Origin of the sequence: Ramlibacter sp. WS9, from assembly GCF_003797765.1 — a bacterium.
Taxonomy (GTDB): Bacteria; Pseudomonadota; Gammaproteobacteria; order Burkholderiales; family Burkholderiaceae_C; genus Ramlibacter.
In genome coordinates, this window is the sequence record NZ_RKMB01000001.1 from 158,136 (window position 1) to 182,942 (window position 24,807).

25 protein-coding genes are annotated in these 24,807 nt (G+C 66.6%); 12 read left to right on the plus strand and 13 right to left on the minus strand.

Going from position 1 to position 24,807, the window contains the following annotated elements:
• Positions 1 to 8: 8 nt before the first annotated feature.
• The 9 genes from gspD to gspG all read right to left on the minus strand — a co-directional run bounded on the left by gspD (position 9) and on the right by gspG (position 7,797).
• Complete coding sequence (gene gspD / locus EEB15_RS00805) at positions 9 to 2,177, minus strand: type II secretion system secretin GspD (RefSeq protein ID WP_370283260.1); 2,169 nt, start codon at positions 2,175 to 2,177, stop codon at positions 9 to 11.
• 136 nt (positions 2,178 to 2,313) lie between these two features.
• The gene (gene gspN, locus EEB15_RS00810; RefSeq protein WP_233259290.1) at positions 2,314 to 3,108 is read right to left on the minus strand and encodes a type II secretion system protein N; all 795 of its coding nucleotides are present in this window, start codon (positions 3,106 to 3,108) and stop codon (positions 2,314 to 2,316) included.
• 17 nt (positions 3,109 to 3,125) lie between these two features.
• Complete coding sequence (gspM, locus tag EEB15_RS00815) at positions 3,126 to 3,608, minus strand: type II secretion system protein GspM (protein WP_141507629.1); 483 nt, start codon at positions 3,606 to 3,608, stop codon at positions 3,126 to 3,128.
• Complete coding sequence (gene gspL, locus EEB15_RS00820; protein ID WP_141507630.1) at positions 3,605 to 4,813, minus strand: type II secretion system protein GspL; 1,209 nt, start codon at positions 4,811 to 4,813, stop codon at positions 3,605 to 3,607. The genes gspM and gspL overlap by 4 nt, the downstream gene beginning before the upstream one ends.
• A gap of 49 nt (positions 4,814 to 4,862) precedes the next feature.
• Complete coding sequence (gene gspK / locus EEB15_RS00825; protein WP_141507631.1) at positions 4,863 to 5,852, minus strand: type II secretion system minor pseudopilin GspK; 990 nt, start codon at positions 5,850 to 5,852, stop codon at positions 4,863 to 4,865.
• Entirely contained in the window at positions 5,849 to 6,556 is a 708-nt protein-coding gene (locus EEB15_RS00830) for a type II secretion system protein J (RefSeq protein ID WP_141507632.1), read from the minus strand. The genes gspK and EEB15_RS00830 overlap by 4 nt, the downstream gene beginning before the upstream one ends.
• A complete protein-coding gene (gspI, locus tag EEB15_RS00835) occupies positions 6,556 to 6,915 on the minus strand; it encodes a type II secretion system minor pseudopilin GspI (RefSeq protein WP_141507633.1) in 360 nt (119 codons plus the stop codon). The genes EEB15_RS00830 and gspI overlap by 1 nt, the downstream gene beginning before the upstream one ends.
• Positions 6,912 to 7,376, minus strand: a complete 465-nt coding sequence (locus tag EEB15_RS00840) for a prepilin-type N-terminal cleavage/methylation domain-containing protein (RefSeq protein WP_141507634.1) — start codon at positions 7,374 to 7,376, stop codon at positions 6,912 to 6,914. The genes gspI and EEB15_RS00840 overlap by 4 nt, the downstream gene beginning before the upstream one ends.
• Positions 7,351 to 7,797: a type II secretion system major pseudopilin GspG gene (gene gspG / locus EEB15_RS00845; protein WP_141507635.1), complete on the minus strand. Its 447-nt coding sequence runs from the start codon at positions 7,795 to 7,797 to the stop codon at positions 7,351 to 7,353. Before gspG ends, EEB15_RS00840 begins: the two co-directional genes overlap by 26 nt.
• Positions 7,798 to 7,848: 51 nt before the next feature.
• On the opposite strand from gspG, the gene EEB15_RS00850 reads away from it, so the two are divergent.
• The 3 genes from EEB15_RS00850 to EEB15_RS00860 are packed head-to-tail and all read left to right on the plus strand — an operon-like array spanning position 7,849 to position 10,830.
• Positions 7,849 to 8,283: a type II secretion system protein N gene (locus EEB15_RS00850; protein ID WP_233259291.1), complete on the plus strand. Its 435-nt coding sequence runs from the start codon at positions 7,849 to 7,851 to the stop codon at positions 8,281 to 8,283.
• A 2-nt stretch (positions 8,284 to 8,285) separates the two neighbouring features.
• Entirely contained in the window at positions 8,286 to 10,187 is a 1,902-nt protein-coding gene (locus tag EEB15_RS00855) for a DUF294 nucleotidyltransferase-like domain-containing protein (protein WP_141507637.1), read from the plus strand.
• A 1-nt stretch (position 10,188) separates the two neighbouring features.
• Positions 10,189 to 10,830 (plus strand): PolC-type DNA polymerase III, encoded by a 642-nt coding sequence (locus EEB15_RS00860; protein ID WP_141507638.1) that lies wholly within the window; start codon positions 10,189 to 10,191, stop codon positions 10,828 to 10,830.
• A gap of 3 nt (positions 10,831 to 10,833) precedes the next feature.
• Here EEB15_RS00860 and EEB15_RS00865 read toward each other — a convergent pair whose 3' ends face one another.
• The 3 genes from EEB15_RS00865 to ilvA all read right to left on the minus strand — a co-directional run bounded on the left by EEB15_RS00865 (position 10,834) and on the right by ilvA (position 14,250).
• On the minus strand, positions 10,834 to 11,649 hold the full coding sequence (locus tag EEB15_RS00865; RefSeq protein ID WP_370283297.1) for an adenosylcobinamide-GDP ribazoletransferase: 816 nt from the start codon (positions 11,647 to 11,649) through the stop codon (positions 10,834 to 10,836).
• 35 nt (positions 11,650 to 11,684) lie between these two features.
• Complete coding sequence (locus EEB15_RS00870) at positions 11,685 to 12,635, minus strand: DegV family protein (protein WP_141507640.1); 951 nt, start codon at positions 12,633 to 12,635, stop codon at positions 11,685 to 11,687.
• Positions 12,636 to 12,705: 70 nt separating this feature from the next.
• Positions 12,706 to 14,250: a threonine ammonia-lyase, biosynthetic gene (gene ilvA, locus EEB15_RS00875; protein WP_141507641.1), complete on the minus strand. Its 1,545-nt coding sequence runs from the start codon at positions 14,248 to 14,250 to the stop codon at positions 12,706 to 12,708.
• A gap of 222 nt (positions 14,251 to 14,472) precedes the next feature.
• On the opposite strand from ilvA, the gene EEB15_RS00880 reads away from it, so the two are divergent.
• Complete coding sequence (locus EEB15_RS00880; protein ID WP_141507642.1) at positions 14,473 to 14,931, plus strand: OsmC family protein; 459 nt, start codon at positions 14,473 to 14,475, stop codon at positions 14,929 to 14,931.
• Between the two features lie 61 nt (positions 14,932 to 14,992).
• Here EEB15_RS00880 and coq7 read toward each other — a convergent pair whose 3' ends face one another.
• Positions 14,993 to 15,610, minus strand: a complete 618-nt coding sequence (gene coq7, locus EEB15_RS00885; RefSeq protein ID WP_141507643.1) for a 2-polyprenyl-3-methyl-6-methoxy-1,4-benzoquinone monooxygenase — start codon at positions 15,608 to 15,610, stop codon at positions 14,993 to 14,995.
• Positions 15,611 to 15,938: 328 nt separating this feature from the next.
• Here coq7 and EEB15_RS00890 point away from each other — a divergent pair, with 328 nt between their 5' ends.
• The 8 genes from EEB15_RS00890 (at position 15,939) to EEB15_RS00925 (ending at position 24,802) form a co-directional block, all read left to right on the plus strand.
• Entirely contained in the window at positions 15,939 to 17,012 is a 1,074-nt protein-coding gene (locus EEB15_RS00890) for a porin (protein WP_141507644.1), read from the plus strand.
• Between the two features lie 294 nt (positions 17,013 to 17,306).
• Positions 17,307 to 17,948: a DUF3047 domain-containing protein gene (locus EEB15_RS00895; RefSeq protein ID WP_233259292.1), complete on the plus strand. Its 642-nt coding sequence runs from the start codon at positions 17,307 to 17,309 to the stop codon at positions 17,946 to 17,948.
• Between the two features lie 167 nt (positions 17,949 to 18,115).
• Positions 18,116 to 19,096 (plus strand): ABC transporter permease, encoded by a 981-nt coding sequence (locus EEB15_RS00900; protein ID WP_141507646.1) that lies wholly within the window; start codon positions 18,116 to 18,118, stop codon positions 19,094 to 19,096.
• Positions 19,096 to 20,307 carry a M20 aminoacylase family protein gene (locus EEB15_RS00905; protein ID WP_141507647.1) on the plus strand — a complete coding sequence of 404 codons (1,212 nt, stop codon included), beginning with the start codon at positions 19,096 to 19,098 and terminating at the stop codon, positions 20,305 to 20,307. Before EEB15_RS00900 ends, EEB15_RS00905 begins: the two co-directional genes overlap by 1 nt.
• Positions 20,308 to 20,338: 31 nt before the next feature.
• Positions 20,339 to 21,907, plus strand: a complete 1,569-nt coding sequence (locus EEB15_RS00910) for an ABC transporter substrate-binding protein (RefSeq protein ID WP_141507648.1) — start codon at positions 20,339 to 20,341, stop codon at positions 21,905 to 21,907.
• The gene (locus EEB15_RS00915) at positions 21,907 to 22,839 is read left to right on the plus strand and encodes an ABC transporter permease (protein ID WP_141507649.1); all 933 of its coding nucleotides are present in this window, start codon (positions 21,907 to 21,909) and stop codon (positions 22,837 to 22,839) included. Before EEB15_RS00910 ends, EEB15_RS00915 begins: the two co-directional genes overlap by 1 nt.
• Entirely contained in the window at positions 22,839 to 23,810 is a 972-nt protein-coding gene (locus tag EEB15_RS00920; protein ID WP_141507650.1) for an ABC transporter ATP-binding protein, read from the plus strand. Before EEB15_RS00915 ends, EEB15_RS00920 begins: the two co-directional genes overlap by 1 nt.
• Entirely contained in the window at positions 23,810 to 24,802 is a 993-nt protein-coding gene (locus tag EEB15_RS00925; protein ID WP_141507651.1) for an ABC transporter ATP-binding protein, read from the plus strand. The genes EEB15_RS00920 and EEB15_RS00925 overlap by 1 nt, the downstream gene beginning before the upstream one ends.
• Positions 24,803 to 24,807: the final 5 nt, after the last annotated feature.

Below are 24,807 nucleotides of genomic sequence, written 5' to 3' on the forward strand. Positions count from 1 at the left end.
CCACAGGACTACTGGCCGAGCGGCGTGGGAACAACTTTGGACGCGGGCACCGGCGTGGCCGACGCGCCACCCGGACCGGTGCCCGGCGGCGGCGGGTTGGCCGGCACTTCGACGCGGCGCAACGGCGGCAGCGCCGGCCCCTGGTTCACCGGCACGACGACGCTGGACTGCGGCTGCGCCTGGCCCTGCTTGCCGCGCATCAGGTCGTAGCGGTCCAGCGACAGCGCGTCGCTGTCGGCAGCGTCACGGATCACGACCGGCCGCAGGAAGACCATCAGGTTGGTCTTCTTGCGGCTGCGCGTTTCGGTCTTGAACAGGTTGCCGATCAGCGGCACGTCGCCCAGCACTGGCACCTTTTCCTGGTTGCCCGAGTACTCGTCCTGCAGCAGCCCGCCCAGCACGACGATGGCGCCGTCTTCCACCAGGATGCTCGATTCGATCGAGCGCTTGTTGGTGATGAGGCCGGTGGACGAATTGATCGACGAGGCCTGCACGTTCGAGACCTCCTGGAAGATCTGCATCTTGACGGTGCCGTTCTCGCTGATCTGCGGCTTCACGCGCAGCGTCAGGCCGACGTCCTTGCGCTCGATGGTCTGGAACGGGTTGACCGAGCCGTTGGAGCCCGAGTTGGAGTTGGTGTACTGGCCGGTGACGAAGGGCACGTTCTGGCCGATCACGATCTTGGCCTCCTCGTTGTCCAGCGTCAGCAGGTTGGGCGTGGACAGGATGTTGCCGTCGCCGTTCGCTTCGAGGAAGCGCGCGAGGAAGCCCAGCACGTAGACACCGTTGATGTTGCGCGCCACGCCGAAGTTCAGCCCCGTGGCCGGCAGCGTGGTGCCCGAAGCCGCGTTGAGCGCCAGGTCGACGATGTTGGTGCCGCCTATGCTGAAGTTGGTGCCCAGGAGGCCTATGTTCTTGTCGCCCTTGTTGCCGATCGGGCCTTGCCACTGGATGCCGAACTCGGCCGCCTTGTCGGCATTGACCTCGGCGATAAGACTCTCGACATACACCTGCGCGCGTCGCGCGTCGAGCCGGTCGATGACGGCGCGCAGCTGGCGGTACTGCGGTTCGGCCGCGGTGATGATCAGCGAGTTGGTGGCCGGATCGGCCTGGATCTGCCCGCCGGTGGAAGGCTGCGCGGACGCCGCCACGGGCGTGGTCGCCGGGCTGGCGCCGGCGGCGGTGTTGGTGAGGCTCGTTGTGCCCGCCGCGCCGCCCCCACCGCCGGCCGCGCTGCCACCCGTGCCCGTCGCCGCCAACGCAGCGCGCAGCGTGATCGCGAGCTTGGTCGCGTCGGCGTTCTTCAGGTAGACGACGTAGATGTTGCCGCTGGCGCTTTGCGCGCCGGGCTGGTCCAGCCGGCTCACCAAGGAACGCACCAGGTTCATTCGCGCCGCATTGGAGGCGCGCACGATGAGCGAGTTGCTGCGGTTTTCGGCGATGACGGTGGTGCGGAACGAGCCGTCGGCCTGGCCCTGCACGGGCTGGCCTGGTGTGGCCGCGGCACCGCCGCCGCCCGTGTCGGACAGCCGCTGCACGATGGGCGCCAGGTCCGCCGCCAGGGCGTTCCGCAGCGGGATCACCTCGACGTCGGTCGCGTTGGACACGTCGAGCGCGGCGATGATGCGCGCGAGGCGCTGCAGGTTGTCCGCGTAGTCGGTGATGACCAATGCGTTTGTGTTGGGATCGACGTTGATCGTGTTGTTGGGGCTGATCAGCGGCCGCAGGATGGGCACCAGGTTGCCCGCGGGCTCGAAGTTGAGGCGGAAGATCTGCGTCACGATCTGGCCGCCACCCGTGGGCTGGCCCACCGATACCGCGCCGCCCTGCAGCTTGGCGTCGGCTTCGGGCACGACCTTCAACAGTCCGCCGGATTCCACGACGGTGAAGCCGGACAGCCGCAGCGTGGCCAGGAACTGGTTATAGGCGACCGCCGGCGAAACGGGCTTCTCGGTGCTGAGGGTGATGGTGCCCTTCACGCGCGGGTCGACCACGATGTTGCGCCCGCTGATCGCCGCCATGGTTCGCGCGACGGCTTCGATTTCCGCGTTGACGAAGTTCAGCGTGACCGGTTCGCGGCTCGCGCGCTGCGCCAAGGACAGGCCCGGGAGCGTGGCCGCCATCGCGCCCGCCATGCACAGGACCGCCAGTCGCTTCAGTGTCGGGGAAACTCTCATCAGCATTTTCATAATCCAGTTGCGCTCAGCGACGAGGCATTCCATTCGGGGGCCACCGCGGAACCGGCTTTGCCGGGCCGCTGGTGGCGCCCCCTTGAGGGGGAGGCGCCGAAGGCGCTTCGGGGGGGAGCCTTGTTCATCCTATTGTGATGATGGAGCGCGGGCCGGTTCGGCGCCCGATGATGTTGAGCAAATTGGACAGGGCACCTTCGCTCTCGGGTGCCGCGCTCGCGGTGCCGGCAAAACGCAGGCGTGAACCGACCCACTGGCCGGTGCCATCAAGCTGCAGGCTGCCTTCCAGCGTGGCCAGTTGCAGGGTCGGCGTGGCGCCGCCAAGGACTGTGATGCGGTAGCTGCCCATGGGCCTCAAGGTAGACAGGCGCGACGACAGCCGCTGCGCCGTGAGTTCGGCCCGTCCGGCAATGGACAGCCGGCCTTGGACCCATTCTACTGAAAGCCCTTCGGTTGCAAGCCGCAATTGCCCGTCGAATTGCAAAGTGTTCCAGGGCGTGCCCAGGCCCGCCAGCAGGGCCGCAGGCCATTCGGTTTCGGCGTTGGCAACCCGCACGTGCGCTCCGCCCCAGCGCGGCAGCACGCGCAGCTCGACCGGTGCGGTGGTGCAGCAAGCTGACTCCACTTGCGCCAACAGGCCGTCCCAGCGCGGGCGCAGCTTCCAGTCGACGCGCGTGGGCAGGGCCGCCGAGTCGGTGCTGCCGGCGCCGCCGGACAGCGTCAACTGCGCCGAACCGCGCCACACCGTGCCGCGTGCATCGGCGAGCAAGAGCCGCCCGCTGCTTGCGCGCTCGAGCGGGCCGGCCAGCCATCGCGCGGGAGCGAACAGAAGGCAGGCGAGCAGCAGCCCGATGGCGATGCCAGCGAATGCCCAGGCCCAGGGGGCGCGGGGAGCGAGCGAGGGGGCCGCGCGTGCCACGGATCGTGAGCGCGCCGTCAGCGCGGCGGCAAGGTCAGCACCAGCGTGCCTTCCCAGAGGCCGGCCGAATTGCGGTAAAGGCGGGCTTCGCCGGGCAGGGCCCGAGCGTTGACGCGCGCCTGCGTTAGCCACTGAGCCAACGCATCGGGGGCCGTGCCCGCGAGCGTGACGGTGACCCGTTCACCGGCGATGACCGTGCGTGCCGTGGTGCCAAGGCGTTGCTTGATCGACGCTTCGAGCGCGCGCAGTGCCTCGTCGTACCCTTGCTTGGGCTGCGATTGCAGTGCCTGCGCTTGTTGTTGCAGGGCGCGCATGTGCTGCAGCTGCGCGTCGAGGCTGCGGCGCTGCACTTCCGCCGTCCGCAGTGTCGACAGCGCCGGGCCCAGCGCCACCAGCCACACCAGCGCGGCGACGACGACGAGGGCGGCCACCGCCACCATCGCCTGTTCGCGGGGGCGCAAGCCTTCCCAGTGGGTTCTCAACACTTGCGTGGTGCTCATTGACCTGCCCCTTGCGTGACGAGCAGCGTCTCGCCCTGCATCGTCGCGGAATAGCCTTGGCTGCGAAGGGCGGCGGCCACGTTGCGCGCCTCTTCGGCCGAATAGGCGAGGCCCTTGATGCGCAGCTCGCCGTTGACGAATTCGAGGCCGCTCACCGGGCGCTGCGGCGGCGACGCGGTGCTGAGCGCGCCCAGCATAGCCTCCAGGTCCCGGCCCGAAGTCGCGCCTGTGAGCTGGCGCAGCGCGGCCACTTCCCGCTCCATCTGGACCGGCGCGTCCACCACCACCTTCACCTGCGGGAAGGTCTGCGTGAGCGTGTTGCGCACCGCCTGACGTTTGTCGTCCAGTGCCGAGCGTTCGCGCCAGGCCCAGGCGTTTAGCCCGACCAGGTTGACGGCTACCAGCAGCAATGCGCCCCAGCGTGCCGGGCGCCATTGCGGCGCGGCCAGCAGGTCGGCCCAGGCCGTGCCCAGTTTCTTGAAGGCACGGGCCCGGCCGGAGCTGGAAAATTCGAATTGCGCCAGGTCCCACGCGGAGCGGGCCGACTGCAGCCAGCGCTGCGGTGCCTGTTGCAGGCCGGGCGGGCGCTGCAGCACCTGTTCCGCCAGGCTCGCAACCAGCGGCTCGGCGAGGCACGGCACGTCTTCGGGCAACGCGGGCAAGAGGGCCAGCGATTGCGTCGACAACGGGAGCACGCTGACGCCGTCCGGCCCGGCCGCCACCAACAGCGGCGCTTGCGGATCGCCGAGCGCATACAGCACCGGTTCGCCCTCGGGTGCGAATTCCGGCACGATGCGCGACGCCGGCCGGCCCGCCGCTTCGAGCGTCTGTACGCCGGCGCGCAACCAGGCACGGTCGCAGGCCGCAACCCACACCGGCGCACCCGGCCGCACCTGCGGCTGCAGGGCGAAATGCAGGTCTTCGGGATCGTCGAGCAGCTGGTCTTCCAGCAGGCCCTCCAGCACCGCGCGCAGGCGCGGCGAACTGGCGGACGTGCCCTTGGGCAGCTCGACGCGGTGCCAGGACAGCTTCTCGGCGGGGATCACGGCCACCACCTCGGCGCCTGCGCGGGGCGGCGCGGGCAGCAACTGCGCCTGGGCAATGCCGTGGCTTTCCAGCTGGCTGCCGTCGATCGTCAGGGCGTACTCGAACTCCGCCTGGGCGCCGGCGGGCTGCGATGGGAGGTAGACGATGAGTGCGCTCATGGGATGGGGGATTGTAGAAAGGTCGCGGGGCGCGTGGGAGGCGGCTGCGCTATCGCTTCGCCGAAGCGGCTTGCGCGAGCGCCGTCGGGTCGGCGATGCCGCGCTCGCGCTGGAGCGTGGTCACTGTCGTGCCTTCGCGCAGCAGCAGCGACCGCTCCTCGACCACCAGCTGGTCCAGCCGGAGCCTTGCACGCACCTCAAAGTAGTTGGACGCGACCCCGACGGGGAGCTCCCCCATGTCCCCGGAGAAGCCGATGGCCTGCAGTGCCTCGGCCACGCTCTTGAACGGCGTGCGCTCGCGCAAAGCCACCAGCCGCTGGGCATCCGCCATGCTCAAGCCTTCGACACTCGCGTAAATGACCTCGGGCGACGCCGTGTTCAGGTTGACGGAGGTTTGCTTGCCTAACCTCGGCAGCACGGAGACGTATGGCTGCAGCGCTGCCACAGTGCCGACGGGCAGGCCCAGCCACACCAGCTCTCCCACCTTTTGCGGCAGCAGGGGAGCGGCTGACCCCGAGCGGTTTTCCGTGCTGGTATCGATGGCGAAGCGCAGGTTTTCCACCAGCGTATCCAGCTGTGAGGGCGGCAAGCCGAGCAGCTCGAACAGCCGCTGGAAGTTCTTGAGATCTTTTGGCGACACCTTCAATTGATCGTCCACCAATCGGTTGATGTTCAGCAGCGAATGCATGTCGATGATCTGTCCCGAGAGGAACGCCTCCAGGACCTCCGGGCCGGTCTCGGCCGTTGTATTGCTGTCGGCCGCCAGAAAGCTCGAAAGCCGCGCATCCTTTAAGGGAACGGCCCAGGGCTCGCCGAGATGGTCCACGACTGGGCCGGACGGGCGGCCGTCCTCGCGCAACAGCAGCCGCGCCCAGTCGAGAGCGCCCGTGAGGATCCACGCCGATTGCACCCGCGTGCGCTCCGCCGCCTCGACTTCGGTGCTGCGCCATTGCTGCCACAGCGCCGCCGCGGCGAACGTCGCCACCAGAGTGACCGTGAGCATGGCCGCGAGCAGCGCGGCGCCGCGTTGCCGTTTCATCCCTTGCCGCCTCCCAACGTGGGCCGCACCCAGTCGCGCGTCAGCGTGCCGGTGATCGAGGGGCCGGGCGGCAGCGTCAGCACCAGCCGGACGCCGTCGGGAATGACGGGGGTCAATGCCCTGGCCGGCGCTCCGCCTGCAGGCGCGCCGCCCGCCGGTGGGGCCGGCGGCGCGCCCTGGATGTCGCTCGACAACGGGTTGGTCCACGCATTCTCGCGATAGAAGAAAATCTGCCACTCCTGCAGCGGAACAACGGAAACCTCGCGCCGCATTTGCTCGACGCCAGGACTCTGCGACCAGACGTCGGCCTGTTGCCAGGCGGTATCGAGTTCGCCGCGCGTCACCGCTAGAGGTGATTGCCAGCGCAGCCAGGTGCCCACACCATTGACCACGCGCCGCGTCCAGGCCACCACCAGCACGCCGTCGGTTGCGGCCGCCGTGCTGCGGCGCGTCAGGCGCAGCACGCGCCCGTTCCATTCGATCGCGCTGGCCTGCGGCAGCTGGACCATCGCGTCGAGGTCGGCCCCCCATTGCGCCAACCCGACTTGCAAAGTCAGGGTTTCATCCGCGCGAGACTCGGTCTGCGCCTGCGCCCGCGCCATGCCGTCCAGGCCGCGCCAGCTCAGGACGGCCAGCAACGCCAGCACGAACAGCGCCACCAGCAGCTCGACCAGTGTGAAGCCCCGGGCCGCGCGCGAGTTCATCAGAACCTTCCGACCACCGTCGACAGGCGTAGCACCGGCGCGCCTTCGTCGAAGACTTGCGCGTCCACGCGCTGGAAGCTCGGGTTGGGCGTGGGCCGCACGATCATCCTCACTTCGAAGCTGCGCCCGGCCTGGTCGCAGGCGACGGCCGTATCGCCAATGCCCGGCATTTGCCGCGCCAGCCGCACGCGGACCAGTTCGTTCTCTGCGCAGATGTGCGCGAGCAGCACGCTGGTCTGGCGCAGGGCATTGGTGGTGAGCGCACTCGTGGCGCGCAGGCCCGCCGCCAACGCGATGGCCACAATCGCCAGCGCGACCAGCACTTCGATCAAAGTGAAGCCGCGCGTATGCGTCCTCATGGAGCATCTCCGGCCACGACGGCGAAAGGCCGCAGGCCGTCGGTGGCGATGCGCAGGCTGCGCTCGGGCGCGGCCGAGGACCCGATGACGACTTCCTGGCGCCCGATGATGGGCTCCGGGCCGAGCTGCAGCGTGGCCGTGCCCCGCACCTGCGTGGTGTCGGAAAGCCAGTGATCCGGCAATGCGTTGGGCGGCACACCATCGAAGCGGAAGCCCCCGGGCGTCGTGTACCAGCGCACCGGCACACCGCTGCTGCGCGACTGCGCGCGTGCGGATTCGAACAAGGCGGCGAGGCGCTGTGCTTCGCGTTCGAGCTGGGTGGCCTGCGAGTCGCGCAGTGCGAAGCTCACGCCGGCCGTCGCGATCGCGATGATCGCGATGACGACCAGCAACTCGAGGATCGTGAACCCTCCGGCCGCGCGCGATGAGGTTATGTCACTGCCAGGAGCCGATGTCCGCATTCTTGCCCTCCCCGCCGGCCTGGCCGTCGGCGCCGAAGGACATCACGTCGATCTCGCCTTTCACCCCCGGGTTGAGGTACTGGTAGGGATGATTCCACGGGTCCTGCGGCAGCTTCTCGACGTAGGGCTTCCAGTTGGGTGGGATCGGTCCTGTGCCCGGTTTGGCCAGCAGCGCCTGCAAGCCCTGCTCAGTGGTGGGATAGCGCTGGTTGTCGAGCTTGTAGAGCTTCAGCGCCTGCATCAGGTTGTTGACGTCGGTCTTGGCCGCGGTGGCCCGCGCGTCCTCGGCGCGGTCGAGCACATTGGGCACGATCAGCGCGGCCAGCACGCCGATGATGACGAGCACGACCATCAGTTCGATGAGGGTGAAGCCGGCCTGGACGGCACGGCGCAGGCGCAAGATGGTGGAGTAGGGCTTCATTTGGATGGATTGGCGATTCGGTTCAATGATAATCGCCGCATGGTGAGCAATATGCAAAGCAGGTGGACCGTGGCCGGCGCGACCTTCGCGCTATGGGCCCTGGTCGCGGCCAGCGCGGTGTATTGGGGGATGAAGTTCTCCACACCCTCCAGCACCGGCCTCGGTGCACCCGTTGTTCGCGCGCCGGTGGCCGTAGACCCGGTGGCGGTCGCGCGGCTGCTGGGCGCCAGCCCGACCGTGGCCGCGGCAGCGCCGGTCGCCAGCCTGTCGAGCCGTTTCGCGCTGGTCGGTGTCGTGGCCGACCGCTCGCACCAGGGCGCCGCACTGATTGCGATCGATGGCCGACCGGCCAAGCCGTTCCGTGTTGGCGCCGCAGTGGAAGAAGGCCTCGTGCTGCAATCGGTCGATGCGCGCCGCGCCGTGCTGAGTGCGAGTGGTGGCGGCCCGGCGGTCCTCACGCTGGAGTTACCGGCGCTGCGCAAGTAGCCATGGCGCCTGCCGCATCCGCGCCCTTGGCCGCGCAGATGCCCTCACCCAGCCTGCTGGCCAACTTCCGGCAGGAGCTGTCGCGCTACTCGCCGTTTCAGCAAATGGATGCTGCCGCGGTCGACTTCTTCCTGGTGCATTGCGAGCAGCGGTACTACGCTCCGGGCCAGGTGCTCGCCGAGCCGGCCCAAGGCGAAGTCACCCACATCTTTTTCATCCGCGAGGGCTCGGTGACGCGCGCGCACGGCCCGGGCGATGCCGCCGGCGGTGCGTTCCAATTCGATGCCGGCGAGCTGTTTCCGCTCGGTGCGGCCGTGGCGCGGCGCGCCGTAACGGTCACTTACACCGCCACCGCCGATACGTTCGTCCTGGCACTGCCTTGCGCCGAGATGAGTGAGTTGTCGTCGGCCAGCCCCGTGTTCGCCGACTTCCTGCAACGGCGTGTCGCCGGCTTCCTGGAGTTGTCCAGCCGGGCACTGCAAGTGGCATATGCGTCGCAGGCACTGGCGGAGCAATCGCTGGAAACGCCGCTGGGCGAGCTGGTGAAACGCGCGCCCGTCGCTTGCGGTCCGGACGCGCCATTGCACGAAGTGCTTGAGCGCATGCACACCGGCCGCGTCGGCTCGATGCTGGTGGTCGACGCACATGGCGCGCCGCTCGGCATATTCACCCGCCATGACGTGATCGGGCGCATCACATTGGCACAGGTCCCCCTGGATGCGCCGGTCGCTCGCGTGATGACGCAGCCCGTCCACGCGCTGACGGCTGCGCACACGGCGCTCGACGCCGCGTTGCTGATGTCGATGCACGGCATCCGGCACGTCGCGGTCACCCGGGGCGCAGCCGCGATCGGCCTGGTGTCCGAACGCGACCTGTTCGCGATGCAGCGGCTCTCGCTCAAGCAGGTCAGTACGTCAATCCGCACGGCGCCCAGCCTGGCGGCACTGCGAGTGATGGCGCAGGACGTTCGCCAGTTCGCGCGCAACCTGCTGGGCCAGGGGATGCAGGCGCGGCAGATCACCGCGTTGATCAGCCACCTGAACGACGCGCTGACGCAGCGGCTGCTGCAGCTGAAGGCGGCCGAGCACGGCATCGACCTCGCGAAGATCTGCTGGCTGGCACTGGGCTCGGAAGGCCGCGAGGAACAGACCATCGCGACCGACCAGGACAACGCCCTCATCCTGGCGGACGGAACCAGCGACAACCTCCGCGCGGAAACACTCGCGTTCGCCAAGGACGTCAACCTCGCGCTGGATGCCTGCGGCTACCCCCTGTGCCGGGGCGGCATCATGGCCGGCGAGCCGTCCTGCTGTTTGACGCTGGGCGAATGGCGCGAGCGGTTCGCGCACTGGATCGAGCATGGGTCGCCACAGGACCTTCTCAATGCCGGCATCTACTTCGACCTGCGCGGGCTGGCGGGCGACGAGCGGCTTTCGCACCAGCTGCAGGCCGAGGTGCTGGAAGCTGCACGCCGCACGCCCCGGTTCTTGAAGCAGATGGCACAGAACACGCTGGCCCGCACAGTGCCGTTGACCTGGTTGGGCGGCGTCGACGCGGACGAGCGCGGCACGATCGACCTCAAGCTGCAGGGCACGGCCGTCTTCGTCGACGCCGCGCGCCTGTTCGGCCTGGCCCATGGCCTGCCCGCAACTTCGACAAGGGAGAGGTTGTCGGGCGCGGGCGCGCGCCTGGGCCTCGCGCCCGCGGAATACGAAGCTTGGGCGGCCGGCTTCGAGTTCCTCCAGATGCTGCGCCTGCGCGTGCAGCTGGAGTCTCCGTCGGCACCCGAGCCGAATCGGCTGGCAGTCGCCGCCCTGAACCACATCGACCGCCGTATCCTGAAGGAGTCGCTTCGCGTCGCCCGTTCGCTGCAGCAGCGCCTCCAGCTGGATTACGAGCGCTAGCATGAACTGGCTCGGCCGGTTCCGAAAGTCCCGGCCTGCGGTCGACGAAACGCGCTGGGTCGTGCTGGACGTGGAAACGAGCGGGCTCGACGCCGGGCGCGACAGACTGCTGGCCGTGGCCGCGATCGCGATGCGCGTGGACTGGGGAAGGAAAAGGTTGGCGATCGTCCCGGGCGATAGTTTCGAGGTCGTGCTGCGCCAGCACGAGGCCTCGGAACCGGACAACATCCTGCTGCACGGGATCGGCGCCCAGCGCCAGCGCAGCGGCGTCCCGGCGAGCGAAGCCCTGCGTTCGCTTCGCGATTACGCGGGACGCTCGCCGCTGGTGGCGTTCCACGCGGCGTTCGACCGCAGGATGATCGAGCGACATATGCATCCCGCGCTCGGCACCGAATGGTCGCCGGCATGGGTGGATATCGAGCAGCTTTGCGCGGCCACGCATGAGGGCGTTGCGGCCCGGTCGCTCGACGAGTGGATGGCGCACTTCGGCGTTCGCTGTGCGTTACGGCACCAGGCGGCTGCCGACACGCTGGCGGAGTGCGAACTGCTGCTGCGCATCTGGCCGCGGTTAGCGGCGGAGTGCGGCAACTGGCGCGACGTCGAGCGGCTCGCGGCGCGCCACCGCTGGATCGCCCGCGCCTGAGCGTCAGGTGACCTGTACCCCGATCGCGGCCCCGAAATAGAAGGCGATCTCTCCCAGCTGCTGCGTCGCGCCCAGGCTGTCGTGGGTGAAGCCTTGCAGCCGCCGCGCCAACATCCGTCGCATCCACAGCAAGGCCAAACCGCCGGCCATGACCGGCAGGATGGCGAACCCCGGGCCCTGCGCCACCCATGCCAGCGCCAGCGCCACCGCGGACCACGCGCCGGCGATGCCCAGTGACCGGTTTGTGACGCGTTCTGCCAAGGGCTTCCCGGCTGGGGCCGCGTCACCCAGATAGGCCAGTCCCGGCAGGCCGGGCAGCCCGCGCGCCAGCAGGAGGGGCCAGAAGCGCGACACCACGTGGCCCGCGAGCAGCGCCACCAACACTGCCACAGGTGACTGCGCCGCCAGGACGGCCAGGAGCGAGACTTTGGCCAACAGCGTGAGGACCAGCGCCAGCACGCCGAAGGCCCCAATGCGCGAATCCGCCATGATCTCGAGCGCACGCGCCACGTTCGCCGGCCCGCCCAATGCGTCAGCGACGCGAGCCAGGCCATTTTCATGCGCGCCTCCCGTCAATATCAACGTCGCAACCGTGCAGCCGACGGCCGCGGCCAACGGGGCGAAAGGGCTGCCGGGCAACAGAAGGCCCACCAGCGCGAAGGCGGCGCACGCCACGATGCCCACCAGCCAGCCGACGCCCGGGAAGTGCGCGGCGCTGGCCCGGGCATCGTCCGGGCCAGCGGCACCTATCCACTGAGCGAGCGCCCCGGTGACGGGAACGCGCGTGAAGGAGTGGACGGCGGCGAGGTAGTGGCGCATGAAGTTCACGCGCCGATGGTAGACCGGAAAAACAGCTAAAGGCCCGCGTCGTGCGGCTGGCCGATGAAACCGACCGACAAGGCGTTGGCGCCGGCGTTCACCGAGTTCGTTGGCGCCATCTCTTGCAAGGTGACGGTCACGTTTTTCGCGCTGGCTTCCTGCGCGAGTGAGCGGTACTCGGGCAGCGCCTCGACATCGGCCGTATCGCCCGAATAGCTCAGGCACACGAAAGGCGCGAGCAGCCCGCGCCCCAGCTCGCGCCGCGCCAGGTTGAGCACGTGCTGGCGCGCCGCCGCGGTGCCTCGCACCTTGGCCACGGCTTCGGTCTTGCCCTGCCACCCGCGCAGGATGGGCATGATGCCCAGCATCTTGGCGGCGGCTTGGCCCAGCATGCCCACGCTGTTGTCGCCGCGCGCGCGGGCGCGGGCCAGCAGGTAGTCGAGGTTGGAAGGCGCCAGATAGCCGTAGGCCGACTTGCTGAATGCCTGCATGTTGCTCCGGATGCTGGCCGCCATCGGTTCGGCCTCGAATTCGCGCAGCGCTTCCATCACCTGGACGCCGTAGCCCGAGAACAGGTTCATGCTGTCGTAGCACTCCACCAGCAGCGGCCCCTTGATGCCCGCGCGCATGCGCACCGGCATCGAATCGGTGATGACGCGCGACGCCGCCTCGAAGGCGCTCTTGAAGATCGGCGACCGCGTGGACATGACGAACAGGCCGAACACATGATCGAACTCCGTGGAGACCTGTTCCAGCAGGAACTTGCGGATCTCCACTTCGCCCGGCGGCATCGATTTGGACACTTCGGCCGTGCGCATGTCGAGAAGGCGCGAGTTGAAGTCCCGCGTGGCGGCGGGCTTGCGCTCGTCGATGTAGGTCTTGTCGCCGATGCGGATGCCCACCGGCAGCAGCCGCACGTGCGGGTTCTCGACCACATGCGGCGGCACTTCCGCCGCGGAGTCGATCACGATTCCGAGTCTGAGCATCAGCCTGCCTCCGGACGTCTCTTGTACTTCGGCCCCTGGCGGCAAGGCGCCGCCGGGTAACTGTTACATGCTACGTCTGAAGAAACAATCGGTAAACCGGGTTGTCCGTCTCTTCCACATAGGGATAACCCAAGGTCTCCAGGAATTCCTTGAACGCCTTGCTGTCGGCCTTGGGCACCTGCAGCCCCACGAGGATGCGGCCGTAGTCGGCGCCCTGGTTGCGGTAGTGAAAGAGCGAGATGTTCCAGTTGGGGCGCATCAGCGAGAGGAACTTCATCAGGCTACCGGGCCGCTCGGGGAAGACGAAACGCAGCAGGCGCTCATCACGCGCGAGGGACGAATGCCCACCTACCATGTGGCGGATGTGTTCTTTCGCCAGGTCGTCGTGCGTGAGGTCAAGCGTCTCGAAGCCGTGGCGCGTGAAGTTGGCCGCGATCTTCGCGGACTCGCCCTTGCCGTGCGTCGTCAGGCCGACGAACACATGGGCCTGCGCGGAATCGCTGATGCGGTAGTTGAACTCCGTCACGTTGCGCGTGCCGCCGGGCAGCGTGCCGATCAGCTCGCAGAAGCGCCGGAAACTGCCGCGCTCCTCGGGAATGGTCACCGCGAACAGTGCCTCGCGCTCTTCGCCCACTTCGGCCCGCTCGGCGACGAAGCGCAAGCGGTCGAAGTTCATGTTGGCGCCGCACAAGATGGCCGCGTAGGTTTCGCCGCGCGACTTCTTCTGCGACACGTACTGCTTGATCGCCGCAACCGCCATCGCGCCCGAAGGCTCGACGATGCTGCGCGTATCCACGAAGATGTCCTTGATCGCGGCGCAGACGGCATCCGTGTCGACGGTGATGAATTCATCCACCAGCTCGCGGGCCACGCGGAAGGTTTCCTCGCCGACCAGCTTCACCGCGGTGCCGTCGGCGAACAGGCCCACGTCGGCGAGCGTGACGCGCTTCTTCGCCGCCACCGACTGCATCATCGCGTCGGAGTCGTTCATCTGAACGCCGATCACCTTGACCTCGGGACGCACCGCCTTGATGTAGTTGGCCACGCCCGAGATCAGCCCGCCGCCGCCGATGGCGACGAAGACCGCATCGAGCGGCCCCTGGTGTTGCCGCAGGATTTCCATGGCGATGGTGCCCTGGCCCGCGATGACATCGGGGTCATCGAACGGATGGACGAACGTCAGCCCATTCTTTTTTTCCAGCTCCACTGCATGCAGATAGGCGTCGGAGTAGCTTTCACCGTGCAGCACGACCTCGCCGCCCAGGGTCTTGACGCTGTCGACCTTCAATTGCGGCGTGGTGACAGGCATGACGATCACGGCGCGCACCCCCATCCGGTGCGCCGACATCGCGACGCCCTGGGCATGGTTGCCGGCCGAGGCGCAGATCACGCCGCGCTTGAGCTGTTCGGGCGCGATGTGCGCCATCTTGTTGTAGGCGCCGCGCAGCTTGAAGCTGAACACCGCTTGCTGGTCTTCGCGCTTGAGCAGAATCTTGTTGTGCAGCCGGCGGCTGAGGTTCTTTGCCGGCTCCAGGGCCGACTCCACTGCCACGTCATAGACCTTCGCGTTGAGGATTTTCTTGAGGTAATCGGCCGGAGTTAGATGCTTTTTCATGACCCGGGAATCATAAGGGTCGGGTTAAGCCAAGAAAAAAGCCCCCGGGCCTTGCGATCCGGGGGCTGAATCCACCAAAGGAGAGGTGGAGGAGACAATCGGTAGCATGACGATTTCGTTATGCTGTGAAATCAGTATAGCCTGATATTTGTTGCGTTGCAGCACGATGGTTTGCCTCAAGGTGAGACAAACTTCACGAAGCTGCTTTGATAGGACGACACGATGGAATGCACAGTCAGTTGGACGGGGGCCACCGGGGCCCGGTCGGGGATGGGTTTCCTGGCGGAAACCGGCAGCGGCCATGTGCTGGTGATGGACGGCGCGCCCGACGAGGCCAAGCCGGAAAACGGTGGGCAGAACCTCGCGCCCCGCCCCATGGAAACGATGCTGGCCGGCGCCGGCGGATGCACGGCGTATGACGTCGTGCTGATCTTGAAGCGCAGCCGCCTCGACGTGCGCGGCTGCTCGGTGAAGCTCACGTCGGAGCGCGCGCCCACGGATCCCAAGGTGTTCACGAAGATCCACATGCATTTCACCGTGACGGGCAAGGATCTGACGGACAAAGCGGTGGAGCGCGCTATCGCCCTCAGTCACGACAAGTACTGCTCGGGGACGATCATGCTGGGCAAGACCGCGGAGATCACGACCAGCTTCGACTTGCTCTCGCCGGATGACAAATGACGCCGGCTACGCCGGGCATGACAAATGACACAGCGGGCGCCCGGCAGTCATTTGTCATGAGTCAGATGTAGTGGGCCGTGGTCGTCATGACCTTGGCCGCGGCCCGCATCAGCGCCTTGGCGGGCGCGGGCAGCTCGATGGCACCGGCCTGAAGCGCCTGCGCGGCATGCTCCGCTTCGTCTTCCTTCATCTGCACCACGATGGCGCGGGAGGCATGGTCACCGGCCGGCAGGCGATCCAGGTGGCCTTGCAGGTGCGCCTCCACCTGCTTTTCGGTCTCGACCACGAAGCCCAGGCTGATGCGGTCGCCCAGTCGCCCGGCCACCAGGCCCAGGCCGAATGCGCCCGCATACCAGAGTGGGTTGAGCAGGGAAGGGCGGGCGTCGAGTTCTGCCAAGCGGTCCGCCGTCCACGCGAGATGATCGGTTTCTTCCGCCGCCGCTTTTTGGAAGTGCCGGCGCAAGGTCGGATCGCTGGTGGCGAGCGCCTGCGCGGTGTACAGCGCCTGCGCACAGACTTCGCCCACGTGATTGACCCGCATCAGCGCTGCTGCGTGGCGCTTCTCGTTTTCCGCGAGCCGCGTTTCGTCGCCCGGCACCACCGGACAAGGCCGCGCGGCACGGGGCTTTGCGAAAAGGGTCTTCAATGCGCTGTCTGCGGCGCCCAGGAGTCGGTCCATGCACAGAGTTTAGAGGACCTCGCACCGCAAAGAGGCTGTAATTCCTGCGTTGTACTGCCCGTTCAGGGTTTGCCCGCGTTTTTTCGCCATCCGAAAGATCGCCCGGCGTTGTTGTGTGCATTCCACTGAGCAGTTCGTTTGTGTTGTCGGGGTGCAACGAAACGCCAGTTCGACGGCTAAATCCTTTGCGAAAGGAATGCCCCTCTGGTGCAATAACGACAACCTTCCAAAAGGAGGTTGGCCCGGGGATCCGGCGGGAGCACAAGAGTGCCTGCATTACGTGACCCCTTCGCACCGGAGCCCTATGTTTAACCTTGGAGAAACTTGCATGAAAAAGTCCCTGATTGCTCTGGCCGCGCTGGCATCGTTCGCCGGCTTCGCCTCTGCCCAATCTTCCGTCACGCTGTTCGGTATCGTTGACGCCACCATCGCCCACGGTTCGGGCTCCATCGCCGACAAGACCCAGCTGACCAACTCGGGCTACAACAGCTCGCGTCTGGGCTTCCGTGGCACGGAAGACCTGGGCGGCGGCATGTCCGCTTCGTTCTGGCTGGAAGCCGGCCTGTCGAACGACGACGGCCAAGGCGCTGGCACGAACTCGAACAACCAAGCTTCTGGCGCCGGCGCTGCTGTTGCCGGTCGTCAAGGCCTGACGTTCAATCGTCGTTCGACGGTCAGCCTGGCCGGCGGCTGGGGCGAACTGCGCCTGGGTCGTGACTACAACCCGCAATTCTGGAACCTGACCGTGTTCGATCCGTTCGGCACCAACGGCGTGGGTACCAGCCAGGTCCTGAACTCGAATTCGGCCCTCACCGGCGCGGTCAACGTTCGTTCTTCCAACAGCATCGGCTACTTCCTGCCGGGTAAGCTGGGCGGCTTCTACGGCCAAGTCCAGTACTACATGGGTGAAAACGCACAAAACGGCGCCGCAACGGAAGACGACGGCACCGGCATGGGCGCTCGCGTCGGCTTCGCCAACGGCCCGTTCAACGTGGCTCTGGCCCTGGCTCGCACCAAGTACGCCGCTGGCGACCTGAAGACGGTCAACGTCGGCGGCCAATGGGACTTCGGCGTTGCCAAGCTGATGGGTCAGTACAGCCGTGACCGCGTGGAATCCGCTTCCACCGTGACCGGCAAGGGTGGCGTCATCGGTGCTCTGGTGCCGGTTGGCGCTGGCGAAATCCGCGTCGCTGCTTCGACCTACAAGTTCAGCCCGTCCGATGCCAAGACCAACAAGCTGGCTCTGGGCTACGTCCACAACCTGTCCAAGCGCACGGCCCTGTACACCACGGTCGCTCGCGTGAAGAACAGCGGCGGCGCAACCCAAGCCCTGAACGGCGCCTCGACCGGCCCGAACACCTCGTCCAGCGGTTTCGACCTGGGCCTGCGTCACTCGTTCTAATCCCACAGCTGGCCTTGTGCCAGCTTCGGATGAACAAGCTCAAAAAGCCGCCCTCGGGCGGCTTTTTTTATGGGGAATGCTCCCTGCCCAGATCGGGGCATTTCCGCTATGGTCGAGTCGGGCTAAGAGAACGTTGGGACTCATTCGATGATTTGCCGCTGGATTGGACAGGCCGGGCTGTGCGCACTCGTTGCGTCGGCGCTGGCTGGATGTGCGTCATATCCCCAACAAGGTGAAGGCGTTACGTTCCGCGGGAGCCCGTGGGCGGCGCAGTCGACGGGGCATGCGCCGGCATTGCCAAACCATGCCCCCGATGCCGGGTGGCAGCACCAGGCCTTTCCCGGCAAATCGCCGACACGCTTCAACTATGCGCGTAAGGACGGCCGTGATGCCCTCGCCGTGCTGGCCGCCTCTTCCGCGAGCATGCTTCGCACCAAAGTGCGAATCGAACCCACGCAACTGGCGGGTGTCCGCTTTTCATGGAAAGTGCCCCAGCTCATTGCGGGCGCGGACCTGGCTTCGCGGGATGCCGATGATTCGCCGGTGCGCGTGGTGCTGTTCTTCGAAGGCGATCGCTCGCGTTTCTCCGCGCGCGATTCCATGATGTCCGAACTCCTTCGCAGCATCACCGGCGAGGAAATGCCCTACGCGACGCTGATGTACGTGTGGTGCAACAAGCGCGAGCCCGGCACCGTTATCACGAGCCCGCGCACCGCGCGTGTGCGCACGGTGGTCGTTGAATCCGGCGCCCGCAAGTTGAACCAGTGGCTCGATTACGAGCGCGACATCCGCGCCGACTACGAGCGCGCGTTCGGCGAAGCGCCCGGCGCACTGGTGGGCATCGGCATCATGTCCGACAGTGACAACACGCGCAGCACCACCCAGGCCTGGTACGGGCCGGTGCGGCTGGATGGCCAGCCCACGCTGACCCGCTGACGCATCTGCGACAGTGACGGCCCGCGCGATGCGGCCGTGTCCGATTCTTTAAGCCTGAAGGAAATCCCTGTGTCGGCGCGGGCCTTGCTCTGCTAGCATCGCCTGTCGCTTTACTGCCTTCAAACAGTAGGAGTCAGAGCTGAAGATCTGACTCTCAATATCACACGATGTTCGCCTTCGTCCTGCGCCGCCTGTTCCAGGCTGTGATCGTCATGGTCGCAGTGGCGTTCATCGCCTTCATGCTGTTCCAGTACGTCGGCGACCCGATCGTTTTCCTGCTGGGCCAGGACGCCAAACCCGACCAGATCGCGCAGCTGCGCTCCGATCTGGGGCTCGACCAGCCCTTCTTCGTGCAGTTCTGGCACTTCCTCGTCAACGCTGCGCAGGGAGAGTTCGGCTTGAGCCTGCGCCAGGGCGCCAAGGTTTCGCGCTTGATCAGCGAGCGCTTCCCGGCCACGCTGGAGCTGGCGCTGGTGGCAGCCTTCGTCGCGGTGCTGGTCGGCATCCCGATGGGCGTTTACGCGGCGCTGCGCCGCGGCACCTTCATGAGCCAGGTGTTCCTCACCCTGTCCTTGCTTGGCGTTTCGCTGCCCACTTTCCTGATCGGAATTTTGCTGATCCTGGTGTTTGCCGTGGTGCTGGGCTGGTTTCCGAGCTTCGGCCGCGGCGAGGTCGTGTCGGTCGGCTGGTGGAACACCGGGCTGCTCACCATCGACGGCTGGCACCACATCGTGCTGCCGGCCATCACGCTCGCGATCTTCCAGCTCACGCTCATCATGCGCCTGGTGCGTGCCGAGATGCTCGAAGTGCTGCGCACCGACTACATCAAGTTCGCGCGGGCGCGCGGCCTGCCCGACCGCGCCATCCACTTCGGCCACGCGCTCAAGAACACGCTGGTGCCGGTGATGACCATCATCGGGCTGCAACTGGGAACGCTGATCGCTTTTTCCATCATCACGGAGACGGTGTTCCAGTGGCCCGGCATGGGCCTGCTGTTCATCCAGGCCGTGACCTTCGCCGACATTCCGGTGATGGCCGCGTACCTGTGCCTCATTGCGCTGATCTTCGTCATCATCAACCTGGTGGTGGACCTGCTGTACTTCGCGGTCGATCCGCGCCTGCGAGTTGCCAGCGCGAAAGGACATTGATGCTCGCTCCTCGACTCAGGGCCAACGGCCGCGCCTTCGCGCACATCGCGCAGTTCCACCCGGAGCTCACGGCGCTGCGGCGCGACCTGCACGCCCACCCCGAACTCGGCTTCGAGGAGGTGTACACCTCGGCCCGCGTCAACGAAGCGCTGAAGCTGTGCGGCGTCGACGAGATCCACACAGGCATCGGCAAGACCGGCGTGGTCGCGGTGATCAAGGGCAAAAGCACGGCGAGCGGCCGCATGACCGGCCTGCGTGCCGACATGGACGCGCTGACGATGGTCGAGCAGAACGACTTCTCCTGGAAGTCGACGAAGCAGGGAATGATGCACGGCTGTGGCCACGACGGCCACACGGCGATGCTGGTGGGGGCCGCGCGCTATCTGGCCGAGACCCGCAATTTCGATGGCACTGCGGTGCTCGTGTTCCAGCCCGGCGAAGAAGGCTTCGCGGGCGCCAAGCAGATGATCGAGGACGGCCTGTTCCAGCGCTTTCCGGTCCAGGCCATTTATGCCATGCACAACTGGCCGCAGATGAAGCCCGGCACCGTGGGCCTCAATCCCGGCCCGATGATGGCCGCGGCCGACAAGGTCACCATCGAGATCACCGGCAAGGGCGGCCATGGCGCGCATGCTTACCTGGCGATCGATCCGGTGCTGGTCGCGGCGCACATCATCACGGCGGTGCAGAGCATCGTCTCGCGCAATGTGCGGCCGATCGACGGAGCCGTGATCAGCTTGTGCGCCGTGCAGGCCGGCGACCTGCACGCGATGAGCGTCATCCCCGGCAAGGCCACCATCGTCGGCACCGTCCGTACCTTCAATCCGGAGGTGCAGGCACTGGTCGAGCGGCGCCTGAGCGAGCTGTGCAGCGCCGTGGCCCTGGGCATGGGTGCCACGGCAACGGTGCAATACGAGCGCATCTATCCGGCCACCACCAACTCCGCCGCTGAAGCGAAATTTGCGGGCGATGTGGCCGAGGGCCTGGTCGGCCCCGAACACGTGGACCGTGACATGGAGCCCAGCATGGGCGCCGAGGACTTCTCCTTCATGCTGCAGACCAAGCCCGGCGCGTACCTGCGCATCGGGCAGGGTGGCGAAGGCAACTGCTTCCTGCACAACGCCCGCTACGACTTCAACGACGACATTCTGCCGCTCGGCTCCGCGTTGCACGCGAGCCTCATCGAGCAGGGCATGCCACTCACCGCCTGATTCAAACGTATTTCTTCCAGAGGAGTTCACGATGAAATTCAATCCCACCCTGCTCATGGCCGCACTGGCCACGGCCAGCTTCGGCGCCGGCGCCGTCACGCTCAAGATCGGTAACCAGGGCGACGCGTTGTCGATGGACCCGCAGTCTCTCAACGAGTCGCTGCAGCTGACGGTGACGGAGAACATCTACGAACCGCTGGTGATGCGCGACCGCAACTTCAAGCTCGCGCCCGCACTCGCCACGTCATGGAAGCAGACCGCGCCGACGGTGTGGCGTTTCGAACTGCGTAAGGGCGTGCAATTCCATGACGGCACGCCGTTCACGGCCGACGACGTGATCTTCAGCTACACCCGTGCGATGGACCCGGGCAGCGACGTGCAGACCTACGTCGGCATCATCAAGGAGATCAGGAAGGTCAACGACCACACGATCGACATCGAGACCAAGTCGCCGTTCCCGATCCTGCCCGAGCTGTTCACCCACTTCAACATCATGAGCAAGAAGTGGTGCGAGACCAACCAGGCCACCAAGCCGGTGGACCGCCGCAAGGGCATCGAGAACGCCGCCTCGTTCCGCGCCAACGGCACCGGCCCGTACCGCCTGCGCGAGCGCCAGCCGAACGTGCGGACCACTTTCGTGCGCAACGGCAATTACTGGGGCAAGGTCGAAGGCAACGTCGACGAGGTGGTGTTCAACGTCATCGGCAACGACGCCACGCGCGTCGCCGCATTGGTCACCGGCGAAGTCGACATCATGGAGCCGGTGCCGGTGCAGGACATCGAGCGCATCAAGTCCGATTCCAAGCTGCAGGTGCTGCAAGGCCCCGAGCTGCGCGTGATCTTCCTGGGCATGGACCAGAAGCGCGACGAGCTGCTCTTTTCCAGCGTGAAGGGCAAGAACCCATTCAAGGACAAGCGCGTGCGTCAGGCCTTCTACCAGGCCATCGACGTCGAAGGCATCAAGCGCACCGTGATGCGCGGCGCGGCGACGCCCATCGCGGTGATGTTCCCCAAGCAGGTGAACGGCTACGTGCCCGAGCTGGACAAGCGCTTCCCCTATGACCCCGAAGCGTCGAAGAAGCTCCTGGCCGAGGCCGGTTATCCGAGCGGCTTCGAAGTGACGATGAACTGCCCCAACGACCGCTACGTCAACGACGCCGGCATCTGTCAGGCAGTGTCGGCCAATCTCGCGCGTGTGGGCGTGAAGATCAACCTGCTCGCCGAGACCAAGGGCACGTACTTCCCGAAGATCCTGCGCCGTGACACCAGCTTCTACATGCTCGGCTGGACGGCCAGCACCGTCGATGCGCACAACGTGATGGCACCGATCATGTCCACGCCGGGCGAAGGCGGACGCGGCCAGTTCAACCTGGGCGCCTACAGCAATCCCAAGGTTGACGAGCTGACGGTGAAGGTCGCCTCCGAGACCGACCAGAAGAAGCGTAACGAGATGATCCGTGAAGCCGTCAAGCTGCACCAGGACGACATCGGCCACATCCCGCTGCACCAGCAGGCGCTGAACTGGGGTGCCAAGAAGAGTGTGCAGGCCGTTCAGTGGCCGGACAACGGCATGCCGTGGAAGTACATCACGGTCAAGTGATGACGGGCGCCACAGGAGGCTGGTTCCACAGGGTTTGGCACAGCGACGTCGGCTACAGCTTCCGCACCTCACCGGTCGCGGTGGGCGCGGCCGTCGTCGCGTTCGTGTGCATCTTCTGCGCTGTCTTCGCCAACGTCGTCGCGCCGCACCAGCCGTTCGACCTGGCGACGCTGGAGCTGGGCGACGCGTTCCTGCCGCCCGCGTGGGCGCAGGACGGTCGCGCCAAATACCTGCTGGGCACCGACGATCAGGGCCGAGACATCCTGTCGGCCATCATGTATGGCGCGCGCATCTCGCTGCTGGTGGGGCTGGCCTCGGTCGTGCTGTCCGTGCTGATCGGCGTCAGCCTCGGGCTCCTGGCCGGCTTCATCGGTGGCCGCCTCGACGCGATCATCATGCGTGTGTGCGACGTCATCCTGTCCTTCCCCGCGATCCTGGTGGCGCTGCTGATCGCCGGCGTGGGCCGTGCGATGTTCCCCAATGCGAGCACGCTGGTGGCGTTCGTGGTGCTCGTGCTGTCGATCTCGCTCGCCGGCGGCGGAGGCTGGGTGCAGTACGCGCGCACGGTGCGCGGCTCCACACTGGTGGAGCGCAACCGCGAGTATGTGCAGGCAGCGCGCGTCACCGGCGTGACGCCGCTTCGCATCATGCGCAAGCACGTGCTGCCCAACATCCTCGGGCCGGTCATGGTGCTGGCGACCATCCAGGTGGCGACGGCCATCATCACCGAGGCGACGCTGTCCTTCCTCGGCGTCGGCGCACCGCCCAATTCGCCCTCGCTCGGCACGCTGATCCAGGTGGGCAACAAGTTCCTGTTCTCGGGCAACTGGTGGATCACGGTGTTCCCCGGCCTGATGCTGGTGATGATCGCCTTGAGCGTGAACCTGCTGGGCGATTGGCTGCGCGACGCCTTAAATCCAAGGCTCCGCTAATGACACTGCTCCAGGTCCAGAACCTCGTCGTCGAATTCCCCAGCCGCCACGGCACGCTGCGGGCGCTCGACGACATCAGCTTCGACATCGCGCCGGGCGAAATCCTGGGCGTCGTTGGCGAATCCGGCGCGGGCAAGTCGCTCACGGGTGCCGCCATCATCGGCCTGCTGGAGCCGCCGGGGCGCGTTGCGTCCGGGCAGATCCTGCTGGAGGGGCAGCGTGTCGACAACCTGTCGCACGAGCAGATGCGCCACATCCGCGGGCGCAAGATCGGCGCGATCTTCCAGGACCCGCTCACTTCGCTCAACCCGCTCTACACCGTCGGGCGCCAGCTCACGGAAACCATCCAGGCCCATCTGCCGGTGAGCAACGCCGAAGCGCGGCGGCGCGCGATCAGCTTGCTGGAAGACACGGGCATTCCTGCTGCCGCCGAGCGCATCGAACACTACCCGCACCAGTTTTCCGGCGGCATGCGGCAGCGCGTCGTGATTGCGCTGGCCCTGGCGGCCGAGCCCAAGCTGATCGTGGCCGATGAGCCGACGACGGCACTCGACGTTTCGATCCAGGCGCAGATCATCCAGTTGCTCAAGCGCGTCTGCAAGGACCGGGGCGCCGCGGTGATGCTGATCACGCACGACATGGGCGTGATCGCCGAAACCTGCGACCGCGTCGCCGTGATGTATGCGGGCCGCATCGCGGAAGTCGGCCCGGTGCACGAAGTCATCAACCAGTCGGCGCACCCCTATAGCATGGGCTTGATGGCGGCGATTCCCGACATCGCCATCGAGCGCGAGCGCTTGAACCAGATCGATGGTGCCATGCCCCGGCTGAACGCCATTCCGAAGGGCTGCGCGTACAACCCGCGCTGCCCTCGCGTTTTCGATCGTTGCCTGGTGGAACGGCCGGATTTGATTGAAGCCGGTGCGACGCGTGCGGCTTGCTGGCTGCATGACGTCAAGGTGGCTGCCTGATGAATCCCCTGGTTCAAGCTACCGATCTGGCCAAGACCTTCGACGTCTCGCCGCCATGGCTCAATCGCGTGCTCGAAGGCAAGCCGCGCCAGCTACTCCATGCCGTCGATGGCGTGAGCTTCGAGATCGCGAAGGGCCAGACGCTGGCCCTCGTCGGGGAGTCCGGCTGCGGCAAGAGCACGGTCGCCAAGCTGCTCGTCGGGCTCTACGAACCCACGCGCGGTGGCTTGACCTTTGCCGGTGAAGACGCGCACGCCACTTTCAAGACGCCGCAAGGCCGCCAGCTGCGCCGTCGCATCCAGATGATCTTCCAGGACCCGTACGCCAGCCTGAACCCGCGCTGGACGGTGGAAGACATCGTCGGTGAGCCGCTCAAGGAGCACCAGATCATCACCGATGCGGCGCGGCTGGAAGACAAGGTGGGCGAGCTGCTGAAGTCGGTGGGCCTGTCGCCGCTCGACATGGTGAAGTACCCGCACCAGTTCTCCGGCGGGCAGCGCCAGCGGATCTCGATCGCCCGTGCGCTGGCGACCGAGCCTGAATTCCTGGTGTGCGACGAACCCACCAGCGCGCTCGACGTGAGCGTGCAGGCGCAGGTGCTCAACATCATGAAGGACCTGCAGCGCGAGCGCGGCCTCACGTATCTCTTCATCTCGCACAACCTCGCCGTCGTGCGGCACGTGAGCGACCAGGTCGGCGTGATGTACCTTGGGCGCTTGGTGGAGCTGTCAGGCAAGCACCAGCTGTTCGGCAACCCGCGACATCCGTACACGCGCATGCTGCTGGATGCGATCCCGAAGATGCACGACACGGGCCGCGCGCGCACGCCGGTGCAAGGCGAGGTGCCGAACCCACTGAACCCGCCGAGCGGCTGCGCGTTCAACCCGCGTTGTCCGCACGCCAATGAGCGTTGCCGCGTCGAGCGGCCGGCGCTGCTGGAGATTGAAGGGATCCGCATCGCATGCCATGCGGTGGAAGAAGGGCGGATTTAGCGCCC